Consider the following 24,043-nt stretch of genomic DNA (forward strand, 5'->3'; position numbering starts at 1 on the left):
ATACGCGATACGCACGAAATGCGGCAGTAGGTTCATATCATTCCATTTCGTGCGCATAGCGCATGCTGCATGCTCGGCGGTAACCCGAGAGCGAAATGCATCCAGGAATTCTTCCGTGTTTTTCGTGTTTTCCGTGGACATCAGACTTTAGCCTTCTCCAATGCCAACCTCGCCGTGATCTGCGACACATGCGTCAATGCCTGGGGAAAATTTCCGAGCATTCGGCCGCGTGCGGCGTCGTATTCTTCCGAGAACAGGCCGAGTTCGTTGGCGCAGCCGAGTGCTTGCCGGTAATAGTCCCAGGCCATGTCCGTCTTTCCCTGGTAGGCGAGGCAGCGCACCAGCCAGAAGGTGCATGGCACGAAAGCGCCTTCGTTGCCGGGCAAGCCGTCCGGCGAGTCGTAACGGTCCAGCAGGCCGTTGCGGTTGAGCTGCTGGTGAATGGCGTCGGTGGTGCGCACCATGCGCGGGTCGTTGTAATCGACGAAGCCGGTGCGCGGCAGCAGCAGCAGCGCCGCGTCGAGGTACTGGTTCTCGAAGGCCTGGACGAACACGCCCCGCTTGGAGTCGTAGCCCTCACGTTCAATGGCGGCGCGCACCGCATCGCGTGCTTCGGCCCAGTTGTCCAGCGGCGCCGGCAGGCGATTTTCCTGCGCCAGCCGGATGCCGCGATCGAGCGCGCTCCAGCACATGACCTTGGAGTGCACGAAGTGACGCGGCTCATCGCGGAATTCCCAGATGCCGTGATCTTTCTCCTTCCATTTCACCGCGGTCATGTTCACGACGTCCGAAAGGAAGTTCCAGTACTGGGTATCGATTTCGCGCCCCTTGGCATGCCCCTCCCATGCCATCTCCAGGATCTCGCCGTAGATGTCGAGCTGGGTCTGTTCCGATGCGAAATTGCCGATGCGCACCGGCCGCGAGCCGCCATAACCTTCGAGCCAGTGGAGCTCCACTTCGGTGAGCCGGCGCTTGCCGTCCACCGCATACATGATCTGCATTTCGACCGCGCTGCCTGCGGAGCTGCGCTGCACGAACTTGAGGAAACGGTCGGCTTCCCGTTCGCACCCCAGCTCATAGAGCGCGCGCACCGTGAAAACGGAATCCCTGACCCAGCTGAAGCGATAATCCCAGTTGCGCTCCGCGCCCATGCTTTCCGGCAAAGAGGTGGTCGGCGCGGCGACGATCGCGCCGGTCCGTTCGAAGCTCAGCGACTTCAGCACGATCGCCGAGCGCACGGTGTGTTCGTCGGGGCCCTGAGGAAGCGTGATGCGGCTCATCCATTCGCGCCACCAGGCGCAGGTGCGATCGAATGCCGTATCGACCCTGTCGCCGTCGGGCTGCAGGATGGCGGGGTTGTCATCGATCTGTTCAGGTGGGGTGAAACAGATTGAGATCCGCACGCGTTCACCGGCCTTGACGGCAACGACGGTCGAGAGCCCGCGGTCCCGCATGACATCAAAGCGCGTATTGGCGCGAATCACGAGGCCCACGTTGCTACCGATCGCCGAGTAGATGCCCTCGCCATGCTCGCGCACATGCGGCACGATTTCGCCGAAGTCGAAACGCGGAGAGATTTCCGCGTGAAATTCGATACAGCCGGAAATGCCTTCGATCAAACGCACATGCTCGGGATGGGTCGGGTCCTTCACGTCGCTGTCCATGGCGAAGAAATCGTAGAGCCGCGCTTCGCCATCCGCAGTGCGGAAACAGGTTTCCAGCACCATCGTTCCATCCACATAGCGTCGCTTCGTTTCCTTCGTTTCGGCAACGGGAGCAATCGCGCAGAAACCGCCCTTGTCCCAGTCCAGCAATCGTCCGAAGCAGCTGTCCGCATCGAAACGCGGCATGCAGCACCAGTCGACCGATCCGGCCTTCGATATCAAGGCCGCGCAATGACAGTCGCTGATCAAGGCATAGTCGGCAATGGAAGGGTAGCGGGATGCTTGAGCGTCCATGGCAGGGGCAGTGATCTGATCCTGAAAAGTCGCAGTGGGCATGAATGTGACCCCCGGGACAATGACAAGTTGCATATCCGCCCAGTTGATGGGAGGGAACGCTCCTGCCTCTTGCCTCCCGCCTCGCTCGCCCCTGCAAGGCTGAAGAATTTACCGATGCCGGGTAAATCGTTCAGCGTCCAGAAACCCTTGTCCACGGAAAACACAAAAAACACGGAAAAACAACAATTCCTTCTTGTAATTCGTCGCCTCGCCAGCACGCCCGTAACCTGCGCCATGTGCACGAATCTTCATATCGCCCCGTGCCGTGTGCACGGCGCGTGCGAGGCTTTTACCTTTCGCGTTTTTCGCGCGCGTCCATATCCCGCCCGCATCCGCCATGCATTTGCCCAAATATATTGGCACGCCCTTTGCGGCACCACAGCATCCCATCTTCATGGAGGCGGAAATGGAAACCACCGTTGGAGATTTTCTTCTGCAACGTCTCGCTGCCTGGGGCGTGCGGCGCGTGTTCGGCTATCCCGGCGACGGCATCAACGGGATTCTCGGGGCATTCGGCCGCACCAAGGAAAATATCGAGTTCGTGCAGACGCGCCACGAGGAACTGGCGGCCTTCATGGCGACGGCGCATGCCAAGTTCAGCGGCCAGGTCGGTGTCTGCCTCGCCACGTCCGGGCCGGGTGCGATTCACCTGCTCAACGGCCTGTACGATGCCAAGCTGGATCACCAGCCGGTGGTCGCGATTGTCGGCCAGCAAAACCGCATGGCGCTCGGCGGCGATTACCAGCAGGAAGTCGACCTGATCTCGCTGTTCAAGGACGTGGCGCATGAATACGTCCACATGGCGGTCGTGCCCGAGCAGGTGCGGCACCTGGTGGACCGCGCGGTGCGCATCGCGCGCGACCAGCGCACGGTCACTTGCATCATCTTTCCCAATGACCTGCAGGAAATGCCCGCCGTTGAGAAACCGCCGCGCCAGCATGGAACGGTGCACACCGGCATCGGCCTGACCGGCAGGCGCGTCGTGCCGGGCGCGGCCGACCTGCTCGCCGCTGCGGATGTGCTGAACGGCGGCAAGAAGGTGGCGATGCTGGTTGGCGCGGGCGCCTTGCATGCCACCGACGAGATCATCGAGGTGGCCGACCTGCTCGGCGCGGGTGTCGCCAAGGCGCTGCTCGGCAAGGCCGCAGTGCCGGACGACCTGCCCTTCGTGACCGGCTCGATCGGCCTGCTCGGCACCAAGCCGAGCTGGGACATGATGACCGAATGCGATACCTTGCTGATGGTCGGTTCCGCCTTCCCCTACTCCGAATTCCTGCCCAAGGAAGGCCAGGCGCGCGGCGTGCAGATCGACATCGACGGCCGCATGCTCAACCTGCGCTATCCGATGGAAGTCGGGCTGGTCGGCGACAGCCGCGAAACCCTGCGCGCGCTGATCCCCAACCTGCAGCGCAAGAAGGACCGCAGCTGGCGCGAGGACATTGAAAAAAATGTCGACCGCTGGTGGCGCGTGCTGGAGTCGCGCGCGATGAACGAGGCCAAGCCGATCAATCCGCAGCGGGTGTTCTGGGAACTCTCGCCGCGCCTGCCTGACAACTGCATCCTGACCTGCGACTCCGGCTCGGCGGCTAACTGGTATGCGCGCGACCTCAAGATCCGGCGCGGCATGATGGCCTCGCTGTCCGGTGGCCTCGCCACCATGGGGCCGGGCGTGCCGTACGCGATCGGTGCCAAGTACGCGCATCCGGACCGGCATGTGATCGCGATGGTGGGCGACGGCGCGATGCAGATGAACGGCATCAACGGCCTGATCACGATTTCGAAAGTGTGGAAGGAATGGGGTAACGGCAAGCTGACCATCCTGGTGCTCAACAACAGCGACCTGAACCAGGTGACCTGGGAGCAGCGCGTGATGGAAGGCGATCCGAAGTTCCAGGCATCGCAGACGCTGCCGCGCTTCCCCTATGCCGCCTATGCCGACCTGCTCGGCCTGGGCGGCATCCGCGTCGACAAGCCCGAAGCCATCGGCCCGGCCTGGGACCGCGCGCTGTCGGCGAACGTGCCGACGCTGGTCGAAATGGTGACCGATCCCGACGTGCCGCCGCTGCCGCCGCACATCTCGGCCAACCAGGCAAAACATTACCTTGAGGCGCTCTGGAACCGCGATCCGGACTCCATCAGCATCATCCAGTCGTCGTTCAAGGAAGTGTGGGACGGCCTGTTCCCCGGCAAGAAATAAGGCGCTGCCATGGCTACGCAGGAATCACCCGTGCCCATCAACCATGTCGGCGTGGAAGCGTACACCATTCCAACCGACGGACCGGAGTCGGACGGCACGCTGGAGTGGAATTCCACCACGCTGGTGCTGGCGCACATCAATGCCGGCGGCATGAGCGGCATCGGCTACACCTACGCCGGCATCGCCACCGCCGCCCTGATCCGCGAAAAACTGGCGCCGCTGCTGCATGGATGCGATGCGCTGGCGATCAATGCGCGCTGGCTCGATATGGTGCGCGCCATCCGCAACGTCGGCCGTCCGGGCATCTGCTCGATGGCGATCTCCGCCGTTGACAATGCGCTGTGGGACCTGAAAGCGAAGCTGCTCAATGTCTCGCTCGCCGCCCTGCTCGGCGCGACACGGCAAGCGATCCCGGTGTACGGCAGCGGCGGCTTCACCAGCTATTCGCTCGACCGCCTGCGCGAGCAGCTCGGCGGCTGGGCGGCAAGCGGCATGCGCATGGTGAAGATGAAGATCGGACGCGAGCCTGAGCAGGACCTCGCTCGGGTAAAGGCAGCACGCGATGCGATCGGCGACGCGCAATTGTTCGTCGATGCGAACGGCGCCTACACGCGCAAGCAGGCGCTGTTCTTCGCGCAGCAATTCGCGCAATACGGCGTTGCATGGTTTGAAGAGCCGGTGTCTTCCGACGATCTCGAGGGCCTGTACCTGCTGCGCGAACGCGGGCCGGGAGGCATGGCCATCTCCGCAGGCGAATATGGCTACGACCTGCCCTACTTCCGGCGCATGCTGGAAACGCAGGCGGTGGACGTGCTGCAGGCGGACGCCACCCGTTGCGCCGGCATCACCGGCTTTCTTGGCGCGGCGGCGCTGTGCGAAGCGTTCGGCATCCCGCTCTCCAGCCACTGCGCGCCGGCGCTGCACCTGCCCTTGTGCTGTGCCGCGCGTCCGGCGGTCCATCTCGAATACTTTTACGACCATGCGCGCATCGAGCAGATGCTGTTCGATGGCGCCGCGGTCCCGGACAACGGCAAGCTGATGCCAGATCTCGGCAGGCCGGGCCTGGGCATCGAATTCAAGAGACAGGATGCACGATGTTACGAAGTCTAGTCGACACCCGCCCAAGCGCGCGGCGTGCAGGCGCCGCGAGCTACGGCGACATGAAAAAACTGGAAACGGAACTCGCACGCAGCATTGAAGGCGAAGTGCGCTTTGATGCCGGCAGCCGGGCGCTCTATGCGACTGATGCCTCGAATTACCGCCAGGTGCCGATCGGCGTCGTCATTCCGCGCACCGTCGAAGATGTCGTCACCACCGTGCGCCTGTGCTGGCAGTATGGCGCGCCGGTGCTCTCGCGCGGCGGCGGCACCAGCCTGTGCGGGCAGTGCTGCAACGTTGCGGTGGTGATGGATTTTTCCAAGTACCTGAACAAGGTCATCGAGATCGACCGCGACGCAAAGACCGCGCGCGTGCAACCCGGCTGCGTGCTCGACGACCTGCGCGACGCCGCAGGAAAGGTCGGCCTGACCTTCGCGCCCGATCCCGCCACGCACACGCACAATACGCTGGGCGGCATGATCGGCAACAACTCCTGCGGGCCGCATTCGGTGATGGGCGGCGAGACCGTGCACAACGTCATCGAACTCGACATCCTCACCTATGATGGCGAGCGCATGACGGTGGGCGAGACCAGCGATTCACTGCTGCACGAAATCCTCGCGCAGCCCGGCCGGCGCGGCGACATCTACGATCAGTTGCAGAAACTGCGCGACCGTTATACCGATGAAATCCGCCGCCGCTTTCCGCAGATTCCGCGTCGTGTCTCCGGCTACAACCTCGAAGCGCTGCTGCCCGAGCATGGCTTCAATGTGGCGCGCGCGCTGGTCGGCTCGGAAAGCACCTGCGTGGTCATCCTCGAGGCCAAGCTGCGCCTGCTGGACAAGCCCGCGGCAAGCTCGCTCGTCGTGCTCGGCTACAAGGACGTGTACGAGGCCGGCGACCATGTGCCGGAAGTCATGAAGCACAAGCCGATTGCGCTGGAGGGCATGGACGACCGGCTGATCGGCGACATGAAAGCGGTGCACCTGCATCCCGAGAACGTGGAACTGCTGCCCAAGGGCGGCGGCTGGCTGCTGGTGGAGTTTGGCGGCAACAGCAAGGAAGACTCGGACGACAAGGCGCGTGCAATGATGGATGCGCTCAGCAAGGTCGAGAACCCGCCGAGCATGAAGCTGTACGACGATCCGCCGGTGGAGAAGAACATCTGGAAAGTGCGCGAGTCCGGCCTCGGCGCGACGGCGCACGTGCCAAACCAGAAACTGACATGGGAAGGCTGGGAAGACTCCTCGGTCCCGCCCGAAAACCTCGGCAAATATCTGCGCGCCCTGCGCGCGCTGTTCGAGAAGTACGGCTACATGTGCGACCTGTACGGCCATTTCGGCCAGGGCTGTGTGCACACGCGCATCGACTTCGACCTCGAAACCGCGCCCGGCATCGCGAAGTTCCGCGACTTCCTGCATGAAGCCGCGCACCTCGTCACCAGCCTGCACGGCTCGATCTCCGGCGAACACGGCGACGGCCAGTCGAAGGCGGAGCTACTGCCAATCATGTTCGGCGATGAACTGATGCAGGCTTTTCGCGAATTCAAGCGCATCTGGGACCCGCAGGGGAAAATGAATCCCGGCAAGGTCATCGATGCCTACCGCGCCGACGAGAACCTGCGCATCGGTACCGAATACGATCCGCCGCCGGTCAAGGTGCATTTCCATTATCCCGATGACAACGGCAACTTCCCGCGGGCGCTGCTGCGCTGCGTGGGCGTAGGCGAATGCCGCAAGAAGAGCGGCACCATGTGCCCAAGCTACATGGCCACCGGCGAGGAGATGCATGCCACGCGCGGCCGCGCGCGCCTGCTGTTCGAAATGCTGCAAGGTTCGGCCATCCATGGCGGCTGGAAGGAACCGGCGGTGCACGAAGCGCTCGATTTGTGCCTCTCCTGCAAGGGTTGCAAGGGCGAGTGCCCGGTGAACGTCGACATGGCGACGTGGAAGGCGGAATTCATGGCGCATTATTACGACGGCAAGATGCGCCCGCCGGCAGCCTACGCCTTCGGCCTGATCGATCGTTGGGCGAAGCTGGCCTCGCACATGCCGAGCGCCGCCAATTTCCTGACCCATGCCCGCCCCTTCTCCACGCTCGCGAAGAAGATCGTCGGCATCGCGCCGCAGCGCGAAATCACGCGCTTCGCAGCACAACCGTTCACGCACTGGTTCCGCAGCCACGAGCGTCGCGCCGACGGCCGCAAGGTTATCCTGTGGCCCGACACCTTCAACAACTACTTCCATCCGGATGTTGCCATCGCGGCAGTCGAGGTGCTGGAGCATGCCGGATGCCGCGTCGAGATTCCGCGCATGCACCTGTGCTGCGGCCGCCCGCTGTATGAGTTCGGCATGCTGGAGCGGGCGAAGGCGTACCTGCAGCGGATCATGGACGCGCTCGCCGACGACATCCACGGCAGCACGCCCATCATCGGACTGGAACCAGCCTGCGTCTCCGTGTTCCGCGACGAGCTGCCCAACCTGTTCCCGTACAGCGAACAGGCGATGCGCCTGTCCGGGCAAGTGCAGCTCCTGAGCGAATTCCTGGAACGCGACGACATCGATTTCTCCGTGCCGGCATTACAGCGCAAGGCCGTCGTCCACGCACACTGCCATCACAAGTCTATCCTGCATACCGATGCGGAGATGAGCGTGTTGCAGAAGCTGAAGCTGGATGTCCACATGCCCGATTCCGGCTGCTGCGGCATGGCCGGTTCCTACGGCTTTGTGAAGGAAAAATACGACGTATCGATGGCCTGCGGCGAACGGGTGCTGCTGCCCACCGTGCGCGCCGCGGCGCAAGACACCTTGCTGATCGCAGACGGCTTCAGCTGCCGCGAGCAGATCGCGCAGACCACCGGCCGCGAAGCGCTGCATCTCGCGCAGGTGCTGCGCATGGCCTTGCATCAGTAGGTGCGGGTCTTGACACGGTGCCGTAGTGTTCTGGACGGTATGGGTGTCCACGGAAAACACGAAAAACACGGAAATGTCTTTGTGTTTTTCGCCGAACGTTGGTTTTCCGAAGCAAATCCGTCTGTGAAATCTTTGCTGGTCCAAATCTGCTGGATGCAAGCAAAAGACTAAAAGATACTTTTCGTGTTTTTCGTGTTTTCCGTGGACAAGGATTTTTCTCTGCAACCCACGAACTCCTGCCAGGAGAACTGCATGCAACCAATCGGAAAGACTCGCTGGGCCATCCCTGAAGGTTACATTCCGCCCGACAGCACTGGCGAAGGGCGCGCGCTGGTGAGCCATGAAGCGGCCTGCATCCTGAACGCCAACGATCGCGAGGCGCACGTGGAGATCATCGTTCTGTTCAGCGACCGCGATCCTGCCGGCCCTTACCGCGTCACGGTGCCGCCGATGCGAACGCTGCACCTGCGCTTCAACGACCTCACCGATCCCGAGTCCATTCCACAGGGAACCGACTACGCCAGCGTGTTTGATTCCGACCTTCCCATCGTGGTGCAGCATACCCGCCTCGATTCGCGCCAGGCGGCGCTGGCCCTGCTCTCGACCATCGCCTACGGCGCCGACTGAGCAGGACACATGGACGACGCCAGCAACCACGATCAGCCTGCAACGGCAAAGCGGATGCCCGATCCGCACATGCAGCAGATGTACATGGGGCACCTGCACACGCTGTGGACGCAATTCGGCCTGCTTGCGCTCGGCGCGTGGCTGCTGGCCTCGCCCGCGATGCTTGGCTATCTCGATCCCGGCAGCTTCGGGCCGCAGGTGGCGCGCGTGACAGCCGAACGCCATCTCGCACCGCCCGAATTGCGCGCGCATGCGATGATGGCGAGCGACCTGTGCGCAGGCATATTGCTCATCGTCTTCGGTAGCCTGTCACTGTGGCGGCGGCAGCGCCGGGCGCAATGGGGAAGCTGCTTCACCGGCATCTGGCTGCTGTTCGCGCCGCTGGTGTTCTGGGCACCCGATGCCGGCTCGACCAACAACGACCTGCTGATCGGTGCGCTCGCCATCGCGTTTTCCATCCTCATCCCGATGATGCCAGGCATGAGCATGGAGTCGATGAAAGCGCAGGAAGACATTCCGCCCGGCTGGGATTACTCGCCTTCCTCCTGGGCGCAGCGCCTGCCGATCATCGCGCTCGCGATGATCAGCTTTTTCCTCGCACGCCATCTGATGGCCTTCCAGCTCGGCCATATCTCCTCGGTCAGGGAGCCATTCTTCGGCGAAGGCACGGCACACATCATCACCTCCCATGTCTCGAAGGCATGGCCGGTGGCGGATGCCGGGCTGGGCGCGATCAGTTACCTGTTCGAAGCCTTGTCGGGCATGATGGGTGACCGTCGCCGCTGGCGCACCATGCCATGGATGGTGGGCATGTTCGGCGTGCTGGTGGTTCCGCTCGGTGGCGTCAGCATCTTCTTCATCATCATCCAGCCGATATTGCTTGGTACCTGGTGCACGCTGTGTCTCATCACCGCCGCGCTGATGGTGTTCATGCTGCCTTACACCTTCGATGAAATCGTCGCCATGCTGCAATTCATGCGGCGCGCAAAGCACGAAGGCAAGAGCCTGTGGCAGGTCTTCTGGCATGGCGGCACGGTCAGCGGCGCCACGCGCGATCCTTCGCCGCCGCTCGAGATCGGCCGCTGGCATGCATGGAGCCTGCAGCGCCAGGTGCGCGCATTGCCCAAGGCGCTGACGGTATCCGCGGCGCTCGGCATCTGGCTCATGTTCACGCGTGCCACGCTGGATACGGGCGGCACGCTGGCAGACAGCGACCACCTCGTCGGATCGCTTGTCTTCACCTTTTCCATCGCCGCCTTCGCCGAAGTCGCGCGGCCCCTGCGCGCCATCAACTTCCTCTTCGGGCTCTGGCTGCTGGCCGCGCCATGGCTGCTGGCTGGCGGCAACTGGCCGGCCACTGTTGCGGACATGGCTGTCGGTGTTTTTCTGATCCTGCTGGCAGTTCCGCGCGGGCCGATCCGTCATCGTTATGGCGGCTGGGACACCTGGCTCGTCTGGTAATCGCGCCATCCACCGTCAATTCCGGGCTGTTTGATTCACGTCAATCAAATCGCGCCGCCATGCGCCGAGAATGGCTGCAGCGCCAAGACACCTGAATCTGCCTCACAAGGAGATGAACATGGCAAAGCGTAAGTGGATTGCACTGACAGCACTGGTCGTCGCCGCGGCCGCATGGTCGCAGCCCTACGGACCCGGACCGGGAATGATGGGCGGCGGCGGTGGTTACGGCGGCGGCTATCACATGGGCCCGGGGATGATGGGAGGTGGCGGCTACGGTCCCGGACCGGGGCCCGGCATGATGGGTGGCGGCGGCTACGGCTACGGGCCGGGTATGATGGGCGGCTATGGCTACGGCATGGGCCCGGGAATGATGTGGGGTTACGGCCCCGGCTGGGGATATGCCATCCCGAACCTGACCAATGACCAGCGCACGAAACTGACCGACATCGAAAAGAACTTCAGCGACCGGCGGTGGCAGCTGATGGGGAAAATGCACGAACTCGGCTACCAGTGGGCCAACGTCTATCGTGACGGCAAGTTCGACGAACAGGCCGCGCGCAAGAACTATGACGCGATGGCGGACCTGCGCAAGCAAATGTTCGAGAACACGCTCGAAGAGCGCAAGCGCATCGATGCGATCCTGACGCCGCAACAACGCGAGCAGATGCAGCGGCCCTGGGGCGGACGGTAGCACCCGGGCTTTGCTCTCCCCCTTGCGGCACTAAGGATTAGCGACAAGTTCCGCAACGGCGCACCGCACGGTTCCTTCCCCCTTGCAGGGGGATAAATGCGGGGTTTCGCAAAGCATGCTTTGCGCCGCATTTATCCGAGCAGCTTGTAAGCTGCGAGGTGGGACGGTCAGGATGGGGGCGCTCGGCGAGGGGGTAGTGAGCTCGAACAGCACCGTCGACACTTCAGCCTCGACACCCCCGCCCCAACCTTCCCTCTGCCAGGAGGGAAGGCGCAGTCCATTCATGGCACATCGCTAAATCGATTTGCCGAAACCTCAGGCGAAGTCCGATCACTGCTCGAAGAAGCAGCGGTCATGCATCCGCCAGGACTCACTTCGACGACGACCCCGACGATCCAGAAGTTCCCGACGACCCCGTCGCCTGCGGCTTCACATGCAGGTTGTTGATCACCCGCTCCACGCCCGCCACCTGCTTGGCGGTCTTGACTGCCTCGCTCGCCTGCTGGGTGTTGTCCACAAAGCCGCTGAGCGACACGACGCCGCGATACGTATCCACATCGATCGCCATGGCCTTGCCGAAGCTTTCATTCTTTGCGATCTGGGTCTTCACCCGCGTGGTGATGGATGCATCGTCGAGCGCCTGGCCCGTCGAGCGCGAATTCGGCCCCGGAGCGCACGCGCCCAGCAGGAGCGCGAGACAAAGCGGAATCAGGTATTTCGGATTTTTCATGATGGTTCCTTTCTTCCAGATAGTTGAGAAAGACCGGACGCTGCGCAGGCGCCATGGCAACATTTCCCATTGGCGATGCCTGCGACATCTCCCCGCACGCTGTTCACTTGCATGTTTCATACCACCATGTCGTAACCCCTGCCCCGTGCGGCCAGCCAGCGCAGGCGCGGCACGGAACAGCGCGCCTGCATAACGGCTGCCCAGCGACCGACAGAATTTACAAAGACCGTGTAAATCGTATTTACCCAAATCGATTTCCTGCAGAAAATACCAGCCTTCTGCGAGCCGGGCCTGCCATGCGACACTCTGGTACGCCCCTTGCTGCATCTCGCGCTCCATCCAAGCAAAGCCGCGGCCGAACCATGTCACTCTCCCTGCAAGCCCTGTTCTGGGGCCTGGTCGCCGGCCTGGCACTCGTCATCGGCGCCGGCGTCGCCTACTACACCAACCTCCCGCAACGCGTCGTGGCCGGCGTCATGGCTTTCGGCAGCGGCGTACTGATCTCGGCACTGTCCCTGGAACTGATGCAGGAAGCCTTTGAACGCGGCGGCTTCGACTCGACCGCCATCGGATTCGTCGCGGGCGCCGCCGTGTACACGCTCGCCAACGTCATCCTCGCCCACTTTGGCGCGAAACATCGCAAGCGCTCCGGCAAGCAGCAGGCCGAGTCCGAATCGCAGCAAAGCAGCAGCGGCATGGCAATCGCGATCGGCTCGCTACTGGACGGCATTCCCGAATCGATCGTCATCGGCGTGAGCATGATCGCCGGCGGCACCGTCAGCGTCGTGGCCGTGGTCGCCGTGTTCCTCTCCAACATTCCCGAAGGACTGTCGAGCGCGGCCGGCATGAAAAAGGCAGGCCGATCCCGCCTCTATATTTTCGGCCTGTGGTTCGGCATCGCCATCATCTGCGGCGTGGCATCGTGGATCGGCTACGCAGTGTTCAGCAACTTTTCGGATGACGTCATCGCCGCGACCAATGCCGTCGCCGCCGGCGCCATCCTGACCATGCTCGCTGACACCATGATTCCCGAGGCCTTCGAATCCGCGCACAACTTCAGCGGGCTGATTACCGTCCTCGGATTCCTCGCGGCCTTCGTGCTGAGCAAGATGGGATAACAAGATGGAATAACACGATGGAATAAGCGGAGGCACAAGAGACGAACATGTTTGACCAGGTCGAAGAACAGGTACGCTCCGGTGTGGAATGGCTACGCTTGCTGGTGGAAACCATGGGCGCCCTGGTCATCGCTGCGGGCGTGGCAGTGGCAGCCGTCGGCATACTGCGCCACTTCGCCTTCCAGCGCGGCCGTTCCTTCACGCCGATCCGCCTGTCCTTCGCGCGCTTCCTGACGCTCGCGCTCGAACTGCAACTCGCGGCGGACATCCTGTCCACCTCGGTCGCACCGACGTGGGACCGCATCGGCAAGCTCGCCGCGATCGCCGTCATCCGCACCGCGCTGAATTACTTCCTGAGCATGGAAATGAAGGACGAACGCGCCAGCGACGAACCCGCCCTGAAGCAGCATGCCAAAGAGTTGGCCGGCGGCGATGGCGAGCGGCAGCAATGAAACTCGGTGAACGCCGGCGCCGCCTTGGCCTGAAGGGCGAAATGCTGCTCGCGCTGATGCCCACGCTCACGGTACTTTTCGTGCTGGCACTGGTCGAAACCCTGAGCCGGCAACGCCTGCTGTTCGCATCGCTTGCCTCCAGCGCCTTCCTTATCTACCTCGATCCGGAAGGCGCGATCAACCACGTCCGCACGCTGGTGCTGGCGCAGGCCGGCAGCGCCAGCCTCGGGCTCGCCTGCTACCTGCTGCTCGGGCCGGGCTACTTCTCGGGCGGGGTCGCCATGGTGCTGGCGATCATCGCCATGGTCACGTTGGATGCCATGCATCCGCCCGCCGTGTCCACCGCGCTGGTGTTCGGCCTGCGCGCCGGCGATGAAAGCAACCTGGCGCTGTTCCTCATGGCTGTCGCCGTCACGGCGGTGTTGATCGTGCTGCAGCGCATCGCTGTCTGGACCCTGCGTCGCTTCAAGATGCGCTGACGGACCTGGATCGCCGGTGCTCACTTGTCACACGGCACCAGTCGTCGCACCACACGACCGATCGACAGGCCCTGTACCAGAATGGAAAACACGACAACGATATAAGTCATCGTCACAACGATGTCTCGTTCGGTCCCGGCCGGCAGCGACAAGGCGAGTGCCACCGAGATGCCGCCGCGCAGGCCGCCCCACGTCAGGACCTGCCATGCGCCCTGAGGCAGTCCGGCATGTTGCCGAAGCAGCGCAATCGGCACGCCGATGGTCAGCCATCGCGCCGCGAGCGTCAGCATGATCACACCGAGTCCGACCAGCATTCTTTCACGGGTGAATGAAATCAGGATCGCTTCCAGGCCGATCAGCACGAAGAGCGCCGCATTGAAAATCGAATCAAGCAATTCCCAGAACATATCGACACTGCGCCGGGTCTGGTCCGACATCGCACGCTGACGCCCATGGTTGCCAATGATCAGCCCGACCACCACCATCGCCAGCGGCCCGGACACGTGCATGCGATTGGCAAGCGCATAGCCGCCGATGACGGCCGCCAGCGTAATCAGTACTTCTTCATGATAACTGTCGAGGGTTTTCAGGAGAACATAGGCCGCATAGCCAGTCACGAGGCCGAGCGCAATGCCGCCTCCTGCCTCTCTCAGCAACAGTGCGGCACCGTGTGACAATGAAGGCGCGCTATCGCTGCCAATCATGCCTGCCGCTAGCGAGAACAGCACGATGCCCACGCCGTCGTTGAACAGCGACTCGCCGGAGATCACGATTTCCAGGCTCTCCGGCGCGCCCGCCGATTTGAGGATGCCCGTGACGGCGATCGGATCAGTCGGTGCAATCAGCGCGCCGAACAGCAGGCAATAGGACAACGGCAGCGCCATGCCGGCCAGCGGAAAAAGAAACCACAAGCCGAAGCCAACGATTAGCATCGATGCCGTCGTGCCGAGTACCGCGAGAGCAGCCACCTGCCAGCGATACGCTTTCAACTCGCTGAGGTCCACGTGCATGGCGCCGGCAAAAAGGAGCACCGACAACATTCCCTGCATCAGCACCTCGGAGAAATTGATCGATTTCAGGATCGACGCTTCCATGTTGCGCAACATGCCAAACCCGAGAGCTTCCATCAACAGAAGCGCTGCCGACAGCAGAAGCGCGATGCCCATCACGCCGATCATCGGCGGCAACCCGATGAACTTGCGGTTGACGTAGGCAAGCAGGGCGGTGAGCGCGAGAAGGGAGCCGCTGATGTCCAGCATCATTCAGCCTTCATGCGGGCGCGTCGTGTGCCGCTGCTGCGATCGGCTTGGCCTCGATATAAATCCGTTTCACAGCCTCGAAGCGCACACGGATGTTGCGCTCGATGCGGTCCACCGCTGCGGCGACATCGCTGCCGGAGGTACCGCGCTTGAACCGCACATCGAGCGTCAGCAGGATTTCGTCCGGGCCGAAATACATCGTCAGCGGCTGCGCGGCCGACGCCACCGCTTCGTCTTCCAGTGCCATTTTCTGGATCGCCCGCGCCATGTCGCGGTCCACGCCCTCACCCACCAGCAGGCTGCGGCTTTCGTAGATCAGCAACATTGCCACGCCGGCCAGCAGGATGCCAATGGCCACCGATGCTGCGCCATCCAGCACCGGCATGTCGAAATAATGGCTGGCGAACACGCCAACCGCTGCGATCAACAGGCCGGCCAGTGCTGCGCTGTCCTCCGCCAACACGGTGAAGGTGCTCGGGTCCTTGCTCGCGTGCAGCGCCTTCCACAGCGGCTTGCTGCCCTTCTCCTTCCACAGCGCGTGCAGTGCGATGGAAAAACTGATGCCCTCGAACACTGCTGCTGAACCGAGCACCACATAGTTCCAGAACGGATCACTCATCGGCTCCGGATGCAGCATGTGCAGCACGCCCTCATAGGCGGATATGCCGCCGCCGACGCCAAAGATCAGCACGGCAACGATCAGGCTCCAGAAATACAGCTCCTTGCCGTAGCCGAAGGGATGTTCGGCATCCGGCGCGCGCTGGCTGCGCTTGAGCCCCACCAGCAGCAACACGCTGTTGCCTGTATCGACGCTCGAATGGATCGCTTCGGAGAGCATGGCCGAACTTCCCGTGATGCCGGCCACGATGAACTTGGTTACTGCGATCGCTACGTTGCCCGCCATGGCGCCGTAGACGACGATCCGCGATTCAGCCATTGTTGTTTGCCTTGTCGGCGCGCGATGCCTGTCTGCGCGCATCCTCCTTTCCGACCATGCAAGCGAAGGGCGGTTCCCGTTCATCGCCGCAACAGCCCGGGCACCCAATTTGCATGCCCGCGCCCTCTTTCACCGTCTTTCTGCAAGGAGGATTCCATGAAAGCAGTTGTGTTCCATGACGTCGGCGACATCCGCCTCGAGGACGTGCCCGAGCCACGCATCGAACAGCCCACCGATGCCATCGTGCGGCTCACCGCCAGCGCCATCTGCGGCACCGATCTGCACTTCATCCGCGGCACCGTCAGCGGCATGCAGGAAGGAACGATACTCGGCCACGAAGGCGTTGGCGTGGTGGAACAGGTCGGCAGCGAAGTGCGCAACATCTCCGTCGGCGATCGCGTCGTCATTCCCTCCACCATCGCCTGCGGCTACTGCTCTTACTGCCGCGAAGGCTATTACGCACAGTGCGATAACGCCAACCCGAACGGCGCGGCGGCCGGCACCGCCTTCTACGGCGGCCCGCAGCAAAGCGGCGCGTTCAACGGCTTGCAGGCGGAGAAGGCGCGCATTCCCTTCGCCAGCATCAACCTCGTGAAACTGCCGGACGAAGTCAGCGACGACCAAGCCATCCTCGTCTCGGACATCTTCCCCACCGGCTACTTCGGCGCCGACCTCGCCGACATCAAGCCCGGCCACACCGTCGCCATCTTCGGCTGCGGCCCCGTCGGCCAATTCGCCATCGCATCGGCAAAGCTCATGGATGCCGGCCGCGTGATCGCCATTGACAGCATCCCCGACCGGCTCGAGATGGCGAAGCGCCAAGGCGCGGAAGTGATCAACTTCAACGAAGACGATCCGGTGCAGACGATCAAGGACCTCACCGGCGGCATAGGCGTAGACCGCGCCATCGATGCCGTCGGCGTCGATGCCGAGCACCCGCACCACGGCCCCGCCGCGGACAAAGCGAAGCAGCAGGAGCAGGAATTCCACAGAGTCCAGCAGATGGTCGCGCCGAAGCAGAACCGCGTGGGACACAACTGGCATCCAGGCGATGCGCCGACACAGGCACAGCAATGGGCCATCGAAGCGCTAGCCAAGGCCGGCACGCTCGCCATCATCGGCGTCTACCCGCCCAGCGACACCGCCTTCCCCATCGGCATGGCGATGAACAAGAACCTCACCATCAGGATGGGCAACTGCAACCACCGCAAATACATCCCCCGCCTGATCGACCTGATCCGCACCGGCGTATTCGACCCGCGCGCACTGGTCACGCAGCAGAAACCGATGGACTCGGTGATCGATGCGTACAAGGCGTTCGATACGAGGCAACCTGGATGGCTGAAGGTGGAGCTGAGGCCGTAGGTTTGTCAACGCCGCGAAAAAACATTTGTCCACGGAAGACACGGAAAACACGGACATGAAGAATGTCTTTCGTGGACATCACACGCTAATCAGACGTAGGGTGCGCCACCAGTGGTGGCACGCGCGGCACATCCTGCGAAACCACTTGCAAACCCTTGTCCACGAAAGACACAAAAAACACGAAAAGCATTCTTGAATTTCATGTCTTTCGTGTTTTTCGTGTTTTTCGTGGACAGTCCTTCCCTATCGGACCGATCCGCTGGCGACAGCCAATGTGGTCCGCGTGGCGAACCATCGCGCAGCCTTCAGCATTACATCTCGAAATATCGGACAATTTCATTCTACGCACGCATCACGCGCAACGCATGATGCTTCAATCGTTCGCACACAGGGGAAGCAGCAACATGGATCAAGGCCGCAACGGGAGCTGGTATTTCGGATGGAACATCGTGGCGGGAGCGACCTTGCTCACGCTGCTCACCGTGGGCATGCGCATGGGCATCGGCCCCTTCTTCCTGCCGATTGCCAAAGACCTCGGCTTCAGCCGCAGCCTGCTCGCCGGGATCGTCGCCATCGGCATGATCTGCTACGGCATCGGCATGCCGATCGCAGGTTATCTCGTTGGCAAACACGGCACGCGACCTGTGCTGCTGCTCGGCACCGCCATCGTCATCGCCTCCATCCTCTGGACCGTCACCGCTACCAACCCCGTCAGTTTCACGCTCGCCTTCGGCGTACTGATGTCCATCGGCCTCGCCTTCACCAGCCCGGTCGCGCTCACGCCCGTCATCAGCCGCTGGTTCACGCGCCGGCGCGGCATGGCGTTGTTCTTTCTTTCGACAGGCTCGATGGCCGGCATCGCCGTCATGACGCCGGTGTTCACCTTCGCCATCGAGTCGGCCGGCTGGCGCGGCACCCTCATCGGTTTTGCCGCCGCCTTCGCCGCGCTCACCATCCCCGTCGCCCTCTTCGTCATCCGCGACACCGCGCCACCGCACACCGACCTGCTGCCCGACCAGATCGCCGCGGCACCGAAAGGCCCGGCACCCGCCGCGGAAAGCCTCCCCTTCAGCGAAGCGATCCGCACCGCGCCCTTCATGAAGATCGTCCTCGGCCTGTTCGCCTGCGGCTTCAGCATGAACCTGCTCGGCACGCACGGCGTCCCCATGCTGATGGACCACGGCTTCGATGCGATGACCAGCTCGCTCGGCATCGGCCTCATCGGCCTCGTCGCCATCTTCAGCACGCAAGTGCTCGGCCGCCTCTCCGACAGCCTCCCGCGCCGGAACATCCTCGCCGCCATCTACCTCATCCGCGGCCTCGGCTTCTTCGCGCTGCTGCTCGTCGGCACGCACTGGGAGTTGTACGCCGCCGCGACGATCGGCGGCATCGCCTGGGCCGGAAGCATCGCACTGTCCTCCGCCATCCTGGCGGATGTGTATGGCGTGCGACTCGTCGGCCTGCTTTATGGCTGGGCCTATCTCGGGCACCAGGTCGGCGCGATGATCAGCTCGTGGCTTGGTGGTTGGGGGTATGAGAAGTTCGGGACGCACTGGATTGCGTTTGGTGCGGCGGGGGCGTTGCTGCTGTTTGCGGCGGGGGTAGCGTTGAGGTTGCCGGTGAAGGGGTTTACGTTGATGCGGCCGGTGGTGGTTGCGGGGCGGTGATGTCTTGGGGTGTAACTCCAATTGAACAGAATGTTAAGCGGAGAGCAGTGCGTGATAGGGATTTGTCTGTAAAGCTACCGCTCGTGCTCAATGCGAGGGCTTGTTTTATTGCTTGTTGAAAATTTATTTTTTACACTGGTTGGCGTTATCTGCGCTGCCTGCCATTGCTTCACAAGATCGTGGGCGCAAGTTGTGCGACACACATCATGTCTCGGTACATAACGCATAAATGACCAAACTCTTGTCTATAGTTGGTGCCATTGCACTTGGCGCACTCGGAACGTGGTTAATCGTACCGAAACTCTCGAACACCCAACCGCCACAACCCCCTCTGATGTCGCTCGAACAAATGGGACATCTGGTATCTGTGAAGGTCAATTATGCGAATGTTATTGAATTTACCGAAAAACTAACTAAAGACATCCCTTGGACGAACTGGGAACTACGTTTTGGTGGAACCAAAGTTCTGTTGGTAGCCCGTGGAGACTGTTTGGTCGGCACAGATTTTCGATTGGCGAAATACCAGGAGGTGGACAAGACTTCGAGGTCTGCCGTGCTTGTTCTTCCAGCGCCCAAATCCCTCTCAGCACGGGTCAATCACGACCCGCGGGAGAAAGGCGGCTCGTATTTCTACGCAATTACCGCCACAGGTATTGAACCCATTATTCCTGGCTCAGCCAATCGAACTAAAGCAATAGATGCAGCCTTAGGAAAAGCTCAGCAGGAAATAGCAAGAGTTTGTGGCAGTGCTGAAGTTGTGGCCACGGCAAAGCGGAATGCAGAAGCCGTTCTTTTACCGGCGTTCTCGGCGAGCGGTTGGAAAGTTAACGTCAGATGGCTCATGTAGATATTTCACGACCTTAGCGCGGTAGGTTGGGATGCAACCCCAGCAACCGGCAAACGATCAAAATATGCCGGGATTACATCCCAGCCTACCTGACTCGCAAGCCGTCTAAAAGAGGAGCATCAATCGATGAGCAACTTCTTCTTAAGGCAGGCCGCTGCCTACGCAAACGACATGAAGCGCTCACTCGGTGCTCTGGTGGGTATAGCGCAAGGGCTCTTGTGTGATGGTCAGCTCACCGACGAAGAAATCCGTTTTCTGGATGCCTGGCTCGTACAAAACGATGCGATCGCTACCAGATGGCCCGGAGACGTCATTCACGCTCGTGTTCGGGAAGCACTCGCCGACGGCATCATCACCGAGAGCGAGCGAACGCATCTGGTGGAGACACTTACGCAATTGATCGGCGGCACCCTTGATGAGCTTGCCGAATCAACTCATGTAACCAGTCTCGCTTTCGATAACGTCGATCGCATTGAATTTCCAGATGCCCGGTTTTGCCTCACGGGTGAATTTGTTTACGCCCCACGAGAGAAATGTGCGGAGGTTATCGAAAGCCGAGGCGGCATTGTTGGCGGCGTAACGAAGAAATTGAGCTACCTGGTTGTGGGTGGTCTTGGGAGCCCCGAATGGAAGCACGGCAGCTTTGGAAGAAAAATCGAAAAGGCCATGCAGTACAAGCGAGAAGGGCTGCCGATCCTCATCGTCCATGAGGATATTTGGACTTCATCACTGTGACAAACGAGCTCCGCAGCCCGGTAGGCTTGTAGGCTGGGAGGCAATCCCAGCAACCGAAAAACGATCAAATCATGCCGGGATTGCATCCCACCCTACCGGGCTGAAAAGTCCAATCTTCCCCCCAGCTCATCGGGAATATTTGGCCGGTAGTCGGGAGCTGCTGCCTGAAAATGAAAACGACCTCTGGGGCGAATAAGAAAATTGACTCTTACGGGTGGCCGATGTTGGGCTTCCTTCGTCAGCCCAACCTACGTTCTGAAGCAGACGATGCCAATTCCCATTCATCAAACTGCATCTGATTTCGCCCGAGGGACTTTGCGCGATACAGAGCTTCATCCGCGCGAGCGATGCTTGGTGCGAGTTCCTGCTCGCCCGGGCGCACGAGGGAAATGCCAATGCTGAGCGTAACGTGGATGGGCGAAGCGCCCTCCACTGCGACTGCGGTTTCCCGCACCGAACCAAGCAGCCGTTCTGCCGTATTGATTGCCCCGGTCAGATCAGATTCAGGCAGCAGCACCACAAACTCCTCTCCACCCCAACGGCAAAGCAGGTCGGTTTCACGAAGTGTCTTTCGTGTCACATCAGCGAGCATCTGCAACACCTTATCGCCTACTGCATGTCCATAGGTGTCATTGACCCGTTTGAAATGATCTGCGTCCAATATCATGACAGCCGTCGGCCTGCAGTAGCGGTGGGCCATCTTTAATGTTTTACCGGAGAGTTCATCGAAGAATCGCCTGGTCAATGCACCCGTCAAAGGATCTGTTCTTGCCAATATCTCCAGCTTTTTATTCAGCGAGTAGGCGCGGCAGTATTCAAGGTGAAGCCCATAATGGGAGATGATCGTGGCGACGGCCGCCGGCCACATTAGCACTGCGTATTCAGCATGCAAAAAGCCGGAGTTCGGAAAACTCAGGCCAAGCAAATGGGGTAAGGCCGCGACGGAAAGATGAAGGAAGATGATCGTGGCCATGGAAAAGCCCTGGAACACCAATAGCCCCATCTGCAAGAACACAAATCCGGCAATGCCATGAACCATGCCGCCCTGGAGTCGCATGAGTATGAAGAAAAAAATTGCGTTACATATCAGGAAGGCGACAATACCAATGGTTTGGGAAAGCCGCATGGAGATTGATCGAAAGTCCATTAGGACAGCGGCAGTCCATGCGACGGCTGCGAAGAGCAGGCGTAATCCCCATGTCTCTTGCGCGCCGACAGCATCTACAATGTAATCCCATATCCATAGGCTGCAGCCGACCATGCCACCCAATATCCACATATTGCGACGATGGAGCCTGTGGTCATTAAACTTAGTAACAAGAAAATTCGAATCCGGATCAACGGGCATTGGCGATATTTTTCAGGTGGAGGCTGCGTCTGGCCTTAATAGTGTGAAGTATAGAAGCACGGTTGATGGCGCACCAGAAGATGAAAGTGGTGCCGATTAATACGAGAGGATTTCGGCCGGAGTTAGTGGCACCTTGCAGGTCAGCACAGTCTGCGAAGAATGACGCAAAAATTCTGACAAGCCAGATAGCCAGGTAGGCTGGGATGAAATCCCGGCAAGCGGCAAACGTTCAAATTATGCTGGGATTGCATCCCAGCCGAAACGAGGGGAAACACTTGCTGGACTTTCGCGAAATCGCCAACCAAAGTACTAGAAAAACATGCCTCGCAATTTTCTTCGCCCTCACCACCCTCCTCGCCCACGCAGGCCAACTCGTCAAACTCCCCACCCGCCCCGACATCACCACGAACATCTTCTGGGAAGCACATGGCGGCGCAAAGGCGACAGTGTTCCTCTTTCCCGGCGGCGGGGGCGGCTTCGGCAAGGTGGAGGACGGCAGGCCGACCAGCCGCAACTTCCTTGTGCGGACGGTGCCGAACTTCCTGGAGAACGGTTTCAACGTGGCGATCTTCGGCAAGTCGAGCGATCTCGACAAGCTGGATTATCCCGACCGCATCAGCGAAGCGCATATGACCGACATCCACGCGGCGCTCGACTATGTGAAGACGCAGAGTGCGGCACCGATCTGGCTCGTCGGCACCAGCCGAGGAACGATTTCGGCGACGGCGGCGGCGATCCATATCCACGATCCAGCCATCGCCGGGCTGGTGCTGACGTCGAGTGTCGTCAGCTACAAGAAGGTCGGCGCGGTGCCGACACAGGATCTGGCTGCAATCAGGATGCCGGTACTTGTCATGCATCACACCCTGGACGCATGCAATGTCTGCTTCCCGAGCGGAGTGCCGGCCATCCTGGACGGGTTGACGAACGCGCCGGTGAAGAAGCAGATCATGGTCAGCGGCGGCGCGAATCCAAGCGGGAATTCATGCGAGGCGCTGCACTGGCATGGATTCATCGGCATGGAGAAGGAGGCTGTGGATACCATCTCCGGATGGATCAAGCAGCCGTCCAACCAGTAAGCCGGTAGCGAGAAATACGGTGGCATCTCGCGCACATTGCACCCTACACCGCAAGCACCACTCCAATCAGCAATATCACCACCAGCGCGGCCAGCACCATCACCCATCGATGCGTATCCAGCCATAGCTGCGCGCTCCAGTTCACCGCCTTGCTGTCGAACCGGCCATGCGCGCCGTGGTCGCCCGGCACGGGTTCGTAGAGGTTGTCGCGCCGTTGCGGTGACACCGGTTTCTTGCCCTCCTGCCCTTCGTACGCCTTGTGCGCGAGCATGCGGTCCAGGAAACCGGGAATCACGCGGGTGCCGAGGATGGCCTGTACCGCCGGCCATCCGACCCAGAGTTCGCGGCGGCGATGCGTCGCCGCCCAGTAGATGCCCTGCGCGGCGACTTCCGGCTGGAAGATCTTGCCGAGCGGCTTGGGCTGTTCATGAAAGCAGGTGCGGCCCCAGTCGAATTGCGGAGTGTTGAAGGCGGACAGATGCACCATAGTGAGGTGCACCCTGCTCTTGTCGTGGATCAGTTCCGAGCGCAGCGAGTCGGTGAAGCCGCGGATCGCGCTCTTGGCGCCGCAGTACGGCGCCTGCAGGGGAATCGAGCGGTAGGCGAGCGCGGAGCCGATCTGCACGATGGTGCCGCTGTCGCGCGGCTTCATGCGCCTGAGCGCGGCGAGCGTGCCCCATACCGCGCCGAGATAGGTGACTTCGGTGGCGCGCTTGAAATCCTCCGGCGAGGTGTGCAGGAAGTCGCAGAAGATGGTGGACATGGCATCGTTGACCCAGACGTCGATCGGGCCCCATTCGCGCTCGACGCGGGCGGCGGCGGCTTCGACCTGGTCATGGTAGGCCACGTCGGCCTGCAACACCATCGCCTGCCCGCCGACGCGCTCGACATCCTTGCGCGCACCCTCGAGGCCGTCGATGCCGCGTGCAAGCAGGCCGACGCGCCAGCCGTGCTTGGCGAATTCGATGGCAGTGGCGCGGCCGATGCCGCCTGACGACCCGGTGACGACGACGATTTTTGCTGCCATGGGTTTTGCTCCTG

General features: G+C 61.4%; 20 protein-coding genes. 14 read left to right on the forward strand and 6 right to left on the reverse strand.

What is annotated here, in order from left to right:
* Nucleotides 1–140: 140 nt before the first annotated feature.
* Nucleotides 141–1,958, reverse strand: a complete 1,818-nt coding sequence (locus VJ698_RS00215) for a glycoside hydrolase family 15 protein (RefSeq protein ID WP_324100621.1) — start codon at nt 1,956–1,958, stop codon at nt 141–143.
* A 448-nt stretch (nt 1,959–2,406) separates the two neighbouring features.
* Between VJ698_RS00215 and VJ698_RS00220 the strand changes: the two genes are divergently transcribed.
* The 6 genes from VJ698_RS00220 to VJ698_RS00245 all read left to right on the forward strand — a co-directional run bounded on the left by VJ698_RS00220 (nt 2,407) and on the right by VJ698_RS00245 (nt 10,986).
* Nucleotides 2,407–4,197 carry a thiamine pyrophosphate-requiring protein gene (locus VJ698_RS00220; protein ID WP_324100622.1) on the forward strand — a complete coding sequence of 597 codons (1,791 nt, stop codon included), beginning with the start codon at nt 2,407–2,409 and terminating at the stop codon, nt 4,195–4,197.
* 9 nt (nt 4,198–4,206) lie between these two features.
* On the forward strand, nt 4,207–5,307 hold the full coding sequence (locus VJ698_RS00225; protein WP_324100623.1) for an enolase C-terminal domain-like protein: 1,101 nt from the start codon (nt 4,207–4,209) through the stop codon (nt 5,305–5,307).
* Nucleotides 5,292–8,207, forward strand: coding sequence for an FAD-binding and (Fe-S)-binding domain-containing protein (locus tag VJ698_RS00230; RefSeq protein ID WP_324100624.1), 2,916 nt, complete (start codon nt 5,292–5,294; stop codon nt 8,205–8,207). The genes VJ698_RS00225 and VJ698_RS00230 overlap by 16 nt, the downstream gene beginning before the upstream one ends.
* 252 nt (nt 8,208–8,459) lie before the next feature.
* Complete coding sequence (locus tag VJ698_RS00235) at nt 8,460–8,834, forward strand: sensory rhodopsin transducer (RefSeq protein WP_324100625.1); 375 nt, start codon at nt 8,460–8,462, stop codon at nt 8,832–8,834.
* Nucleotides 8,835–8,843: 9 nt separating this feature from the next.
* Entirely contained in the window at nt 8,844–10,295 is a 1,452-nt protein-coding gene (locus VJ698_RS00240) for a vitamin K epoxide reductase family protein (RefSeq protein ID WP_324100626.1), read from the forward strand.
* A 118-nt stretch (nt 10,296–10,413) separates the two neighbouring features.
* Nucleotides 10,414–10,986: a Spy/CpxP family protein refolding chaperone gene (locus VJ698_RS00245; protein ID WP_324100627.1), complete on the forward strand. Its 573-nt coding sequence runs from the start codon at nt 10,414–10,416 to the stop codon at nt 10,984–10,986.
* Between the two features lie 370 nt (nt 10,987–11,356).
* Here the strand turns inward: VJ698_RS00245 and VJ698_RS00250 are convergent, their stop codons facing one another.
* A complete protein-coding gene (locus tag VJ698_RS00250) occupies nt 11,357–12,043 on the reverse strand; it encodes a BON domain-containing protein (RefSeq protein ID WP_324100628.1) in 687 nt (228 codons plus the stop codon).
* 35 nt (nt 12,044–12,078) lie between these two features.
* On the opposite strand from VJ698_RS00250, the gene VJ698_RS00255 reads away from it, so the two are divergent.
* Genes VJ698_RS00255 through VJ698_RS00265 form a run of 3 tightly spaced genes read left to right on the forward strand, consistent with a single transcriptional unit; the run spans nt 12,079 to nt 13,765 of the window.
* Nucleotides 12,079–12,834 (forward strand): ZIP family zinc transporter, encoded by a 756-nt coding sequence (locus VJ698_RS00255; protein WP_324100629.1) that lies wholly within the window; start codon nt 12,079–12,081, stop codon nt 12,832–12,834.
* Between the two features lie 47 nt (nt 12,835–12,881).
* The gene (locus tag VJ698_RS00260) at nt 12,882–13,286 is read left to right on the forward strand and encodes a DUF1622 domain-containing protein (protein WP_324100630.1); all 405 of its coding nucleotides are present in this window, start codon (nt 12,882–12,884) and stop codon (nt 13,284–13,286) included.
* Complete coding sequence (locus VJ698_RS00265) at nt 13,283–13,765, forward strand: HPP family protein (protein ID WP_324100631.1); 483 nt, start codon at nt 13,283–13,285, stop codon at nt 13,763–13,765. Before VJ698_RS00260 ends, VJ698_RS00265 begins: the two co-directional genes overlap by 4 nt.
* 20 nt (nt 13,766–13,785) lie before the next feature.
* Here VJ698_RS00265 and VJ698_RS00270 read toward each other — a convergent pair whose 3' ends face one another.
* Together VJ698_RS00270 and VJ698_RS00275 are read right to left on the reverse strand one after the other, a co-directional pair.
* Entirely contained in the window at nt 13,786–15,027 is a 1,242-nt protein-coding gene (locus VJ698_RS00270) for a sodium:proton antiporter (RefSeq protein ID WP_324100632.1), read from the reverse strand.
* 7 nt (nt 15,028–15,034) lie between these two features.
* Nucleotides 15,035–15,961 (reverse strand): cation diffusion facilitator family transporter, encoded by a 927-nt coding sequence (locus VJ698_RS00275; RefSeq protein ID WP_324100633.1) that lies wholly within the window; start codon nt 15,959–15,961, stop codon nt 15,035–15,037.
* Nucleotides 15,962–16,117: 156 nt separating this feature from the next.
* On the opposite strand from VJ698_RS00275, the gene VJ698_RS00280 reads away from it, so the two are divergent.
* From VJ698_RS00280 to VJ698_RS00295, 4 genes are all read left to right on the forward strand, one after another.
* Complete coding sequence (locus VJ698_RS00280; RefSeq protein WP_324100634.1) at nt 16,118–17,326, forward strand: zinc-dependent alcohol dehydrogenase; 1,209 nt, start codon at nt 16,118–16,120, stop codon at nt 17,324–17,326.
* A gap of 404 nt (nt 17,327–17,730) precedes the next feature.
* A complete protein-coding gene (locus VJ698_RS00285; RefSeq protein ID WP_324100635.1) occupies nt 17,731–18,993 on the forward strand; it encodes an MFS transporter in 1,263 nt (420 codons plus the stop codon).
* A gap of 229 nt (nt 18,994–19,222) precedes the next feature.
* A complete protein-coding gene (locus tag VJ698_RS00290; protein WP_324100636.1) occupies nt 19,223–19,840 on the forward strand; it encodes a DUF4230 domain-containing protein in 618 nt (205 codons plus the stop codon).
* A gap of 126 nt (nt 19,841–19,966) precedes the next feature.
* Complete coding sequence (locus VJ698_RS00295; RefSeq protein WP_324100637.1) at nt 19,967–20,575, forward strand: BRCT domain-containing protein; 609 nt, start codon at nt 19,967–19,969, stop codon at nt 20,573–20,575.
* Nucleotides 20,576–20,813: 238 nt separating this feature from the next.
* Here VJ698_RS00295 and VJ698_RS00300 read toward each other — a convergent pair whose 3' ends face one another.
* Nucleotides 20,814–21,923, reverse strand: a complete 1,110-nt coding sequence (locus VJ698_RS00300; RefSeq protein ID WP_324100638.1) for a GGDEF domain-containing protein — start codon at nt 21,921–21,923, stop codon at nt 20,814–20,816.
* A gap of 275 nt (nt 21,924–22,198) precedes the next feature.
* On the opposite strand from VJ698_RS00300, the gene VJ698_RS00305 reads away from it, so the two are divergent.
* Nucleotides 22,199–23,002: an alpha/beta hydrolase gene (locus VJ698_RS00305; protein WP_324100639.1), complete on the forward strand. Its 804-nt coding sequence runs from the start codon at nt 22,199–22,201 to the stop codon at nt 23,000–23,002.
* A 43-nt stretch (nt 23,003–23,045) separates the two neighbouring features.
* Here VJ698_RS00305 and VJ698_RS00310 read toward each other — a convergent pair whose 3' ends face one another.
* Complete coding sequence (locus VJ698_RS00310; protein WP_324100640.1) at nt 23,046–24,029, reverse strand: SDR family oxidoreductase; 984 nt, start codon at nt 24,027–24,029, stop codon at nt 23,046–23,048.
* Nucleotides 24,030–24,043: the final 14 nt, after the last annotated feature.

Source organism: Noviherbaspirillum sp., assembly GCF_035254685.1.
In the GTDB taxonomy this organism is placed as follows: domain Bacteria; phylum Pseudomonadota; class Gammaproteobacteria; order Burkholderiales; family Burkholderiaceae_D; genus Noviherbaspirillum.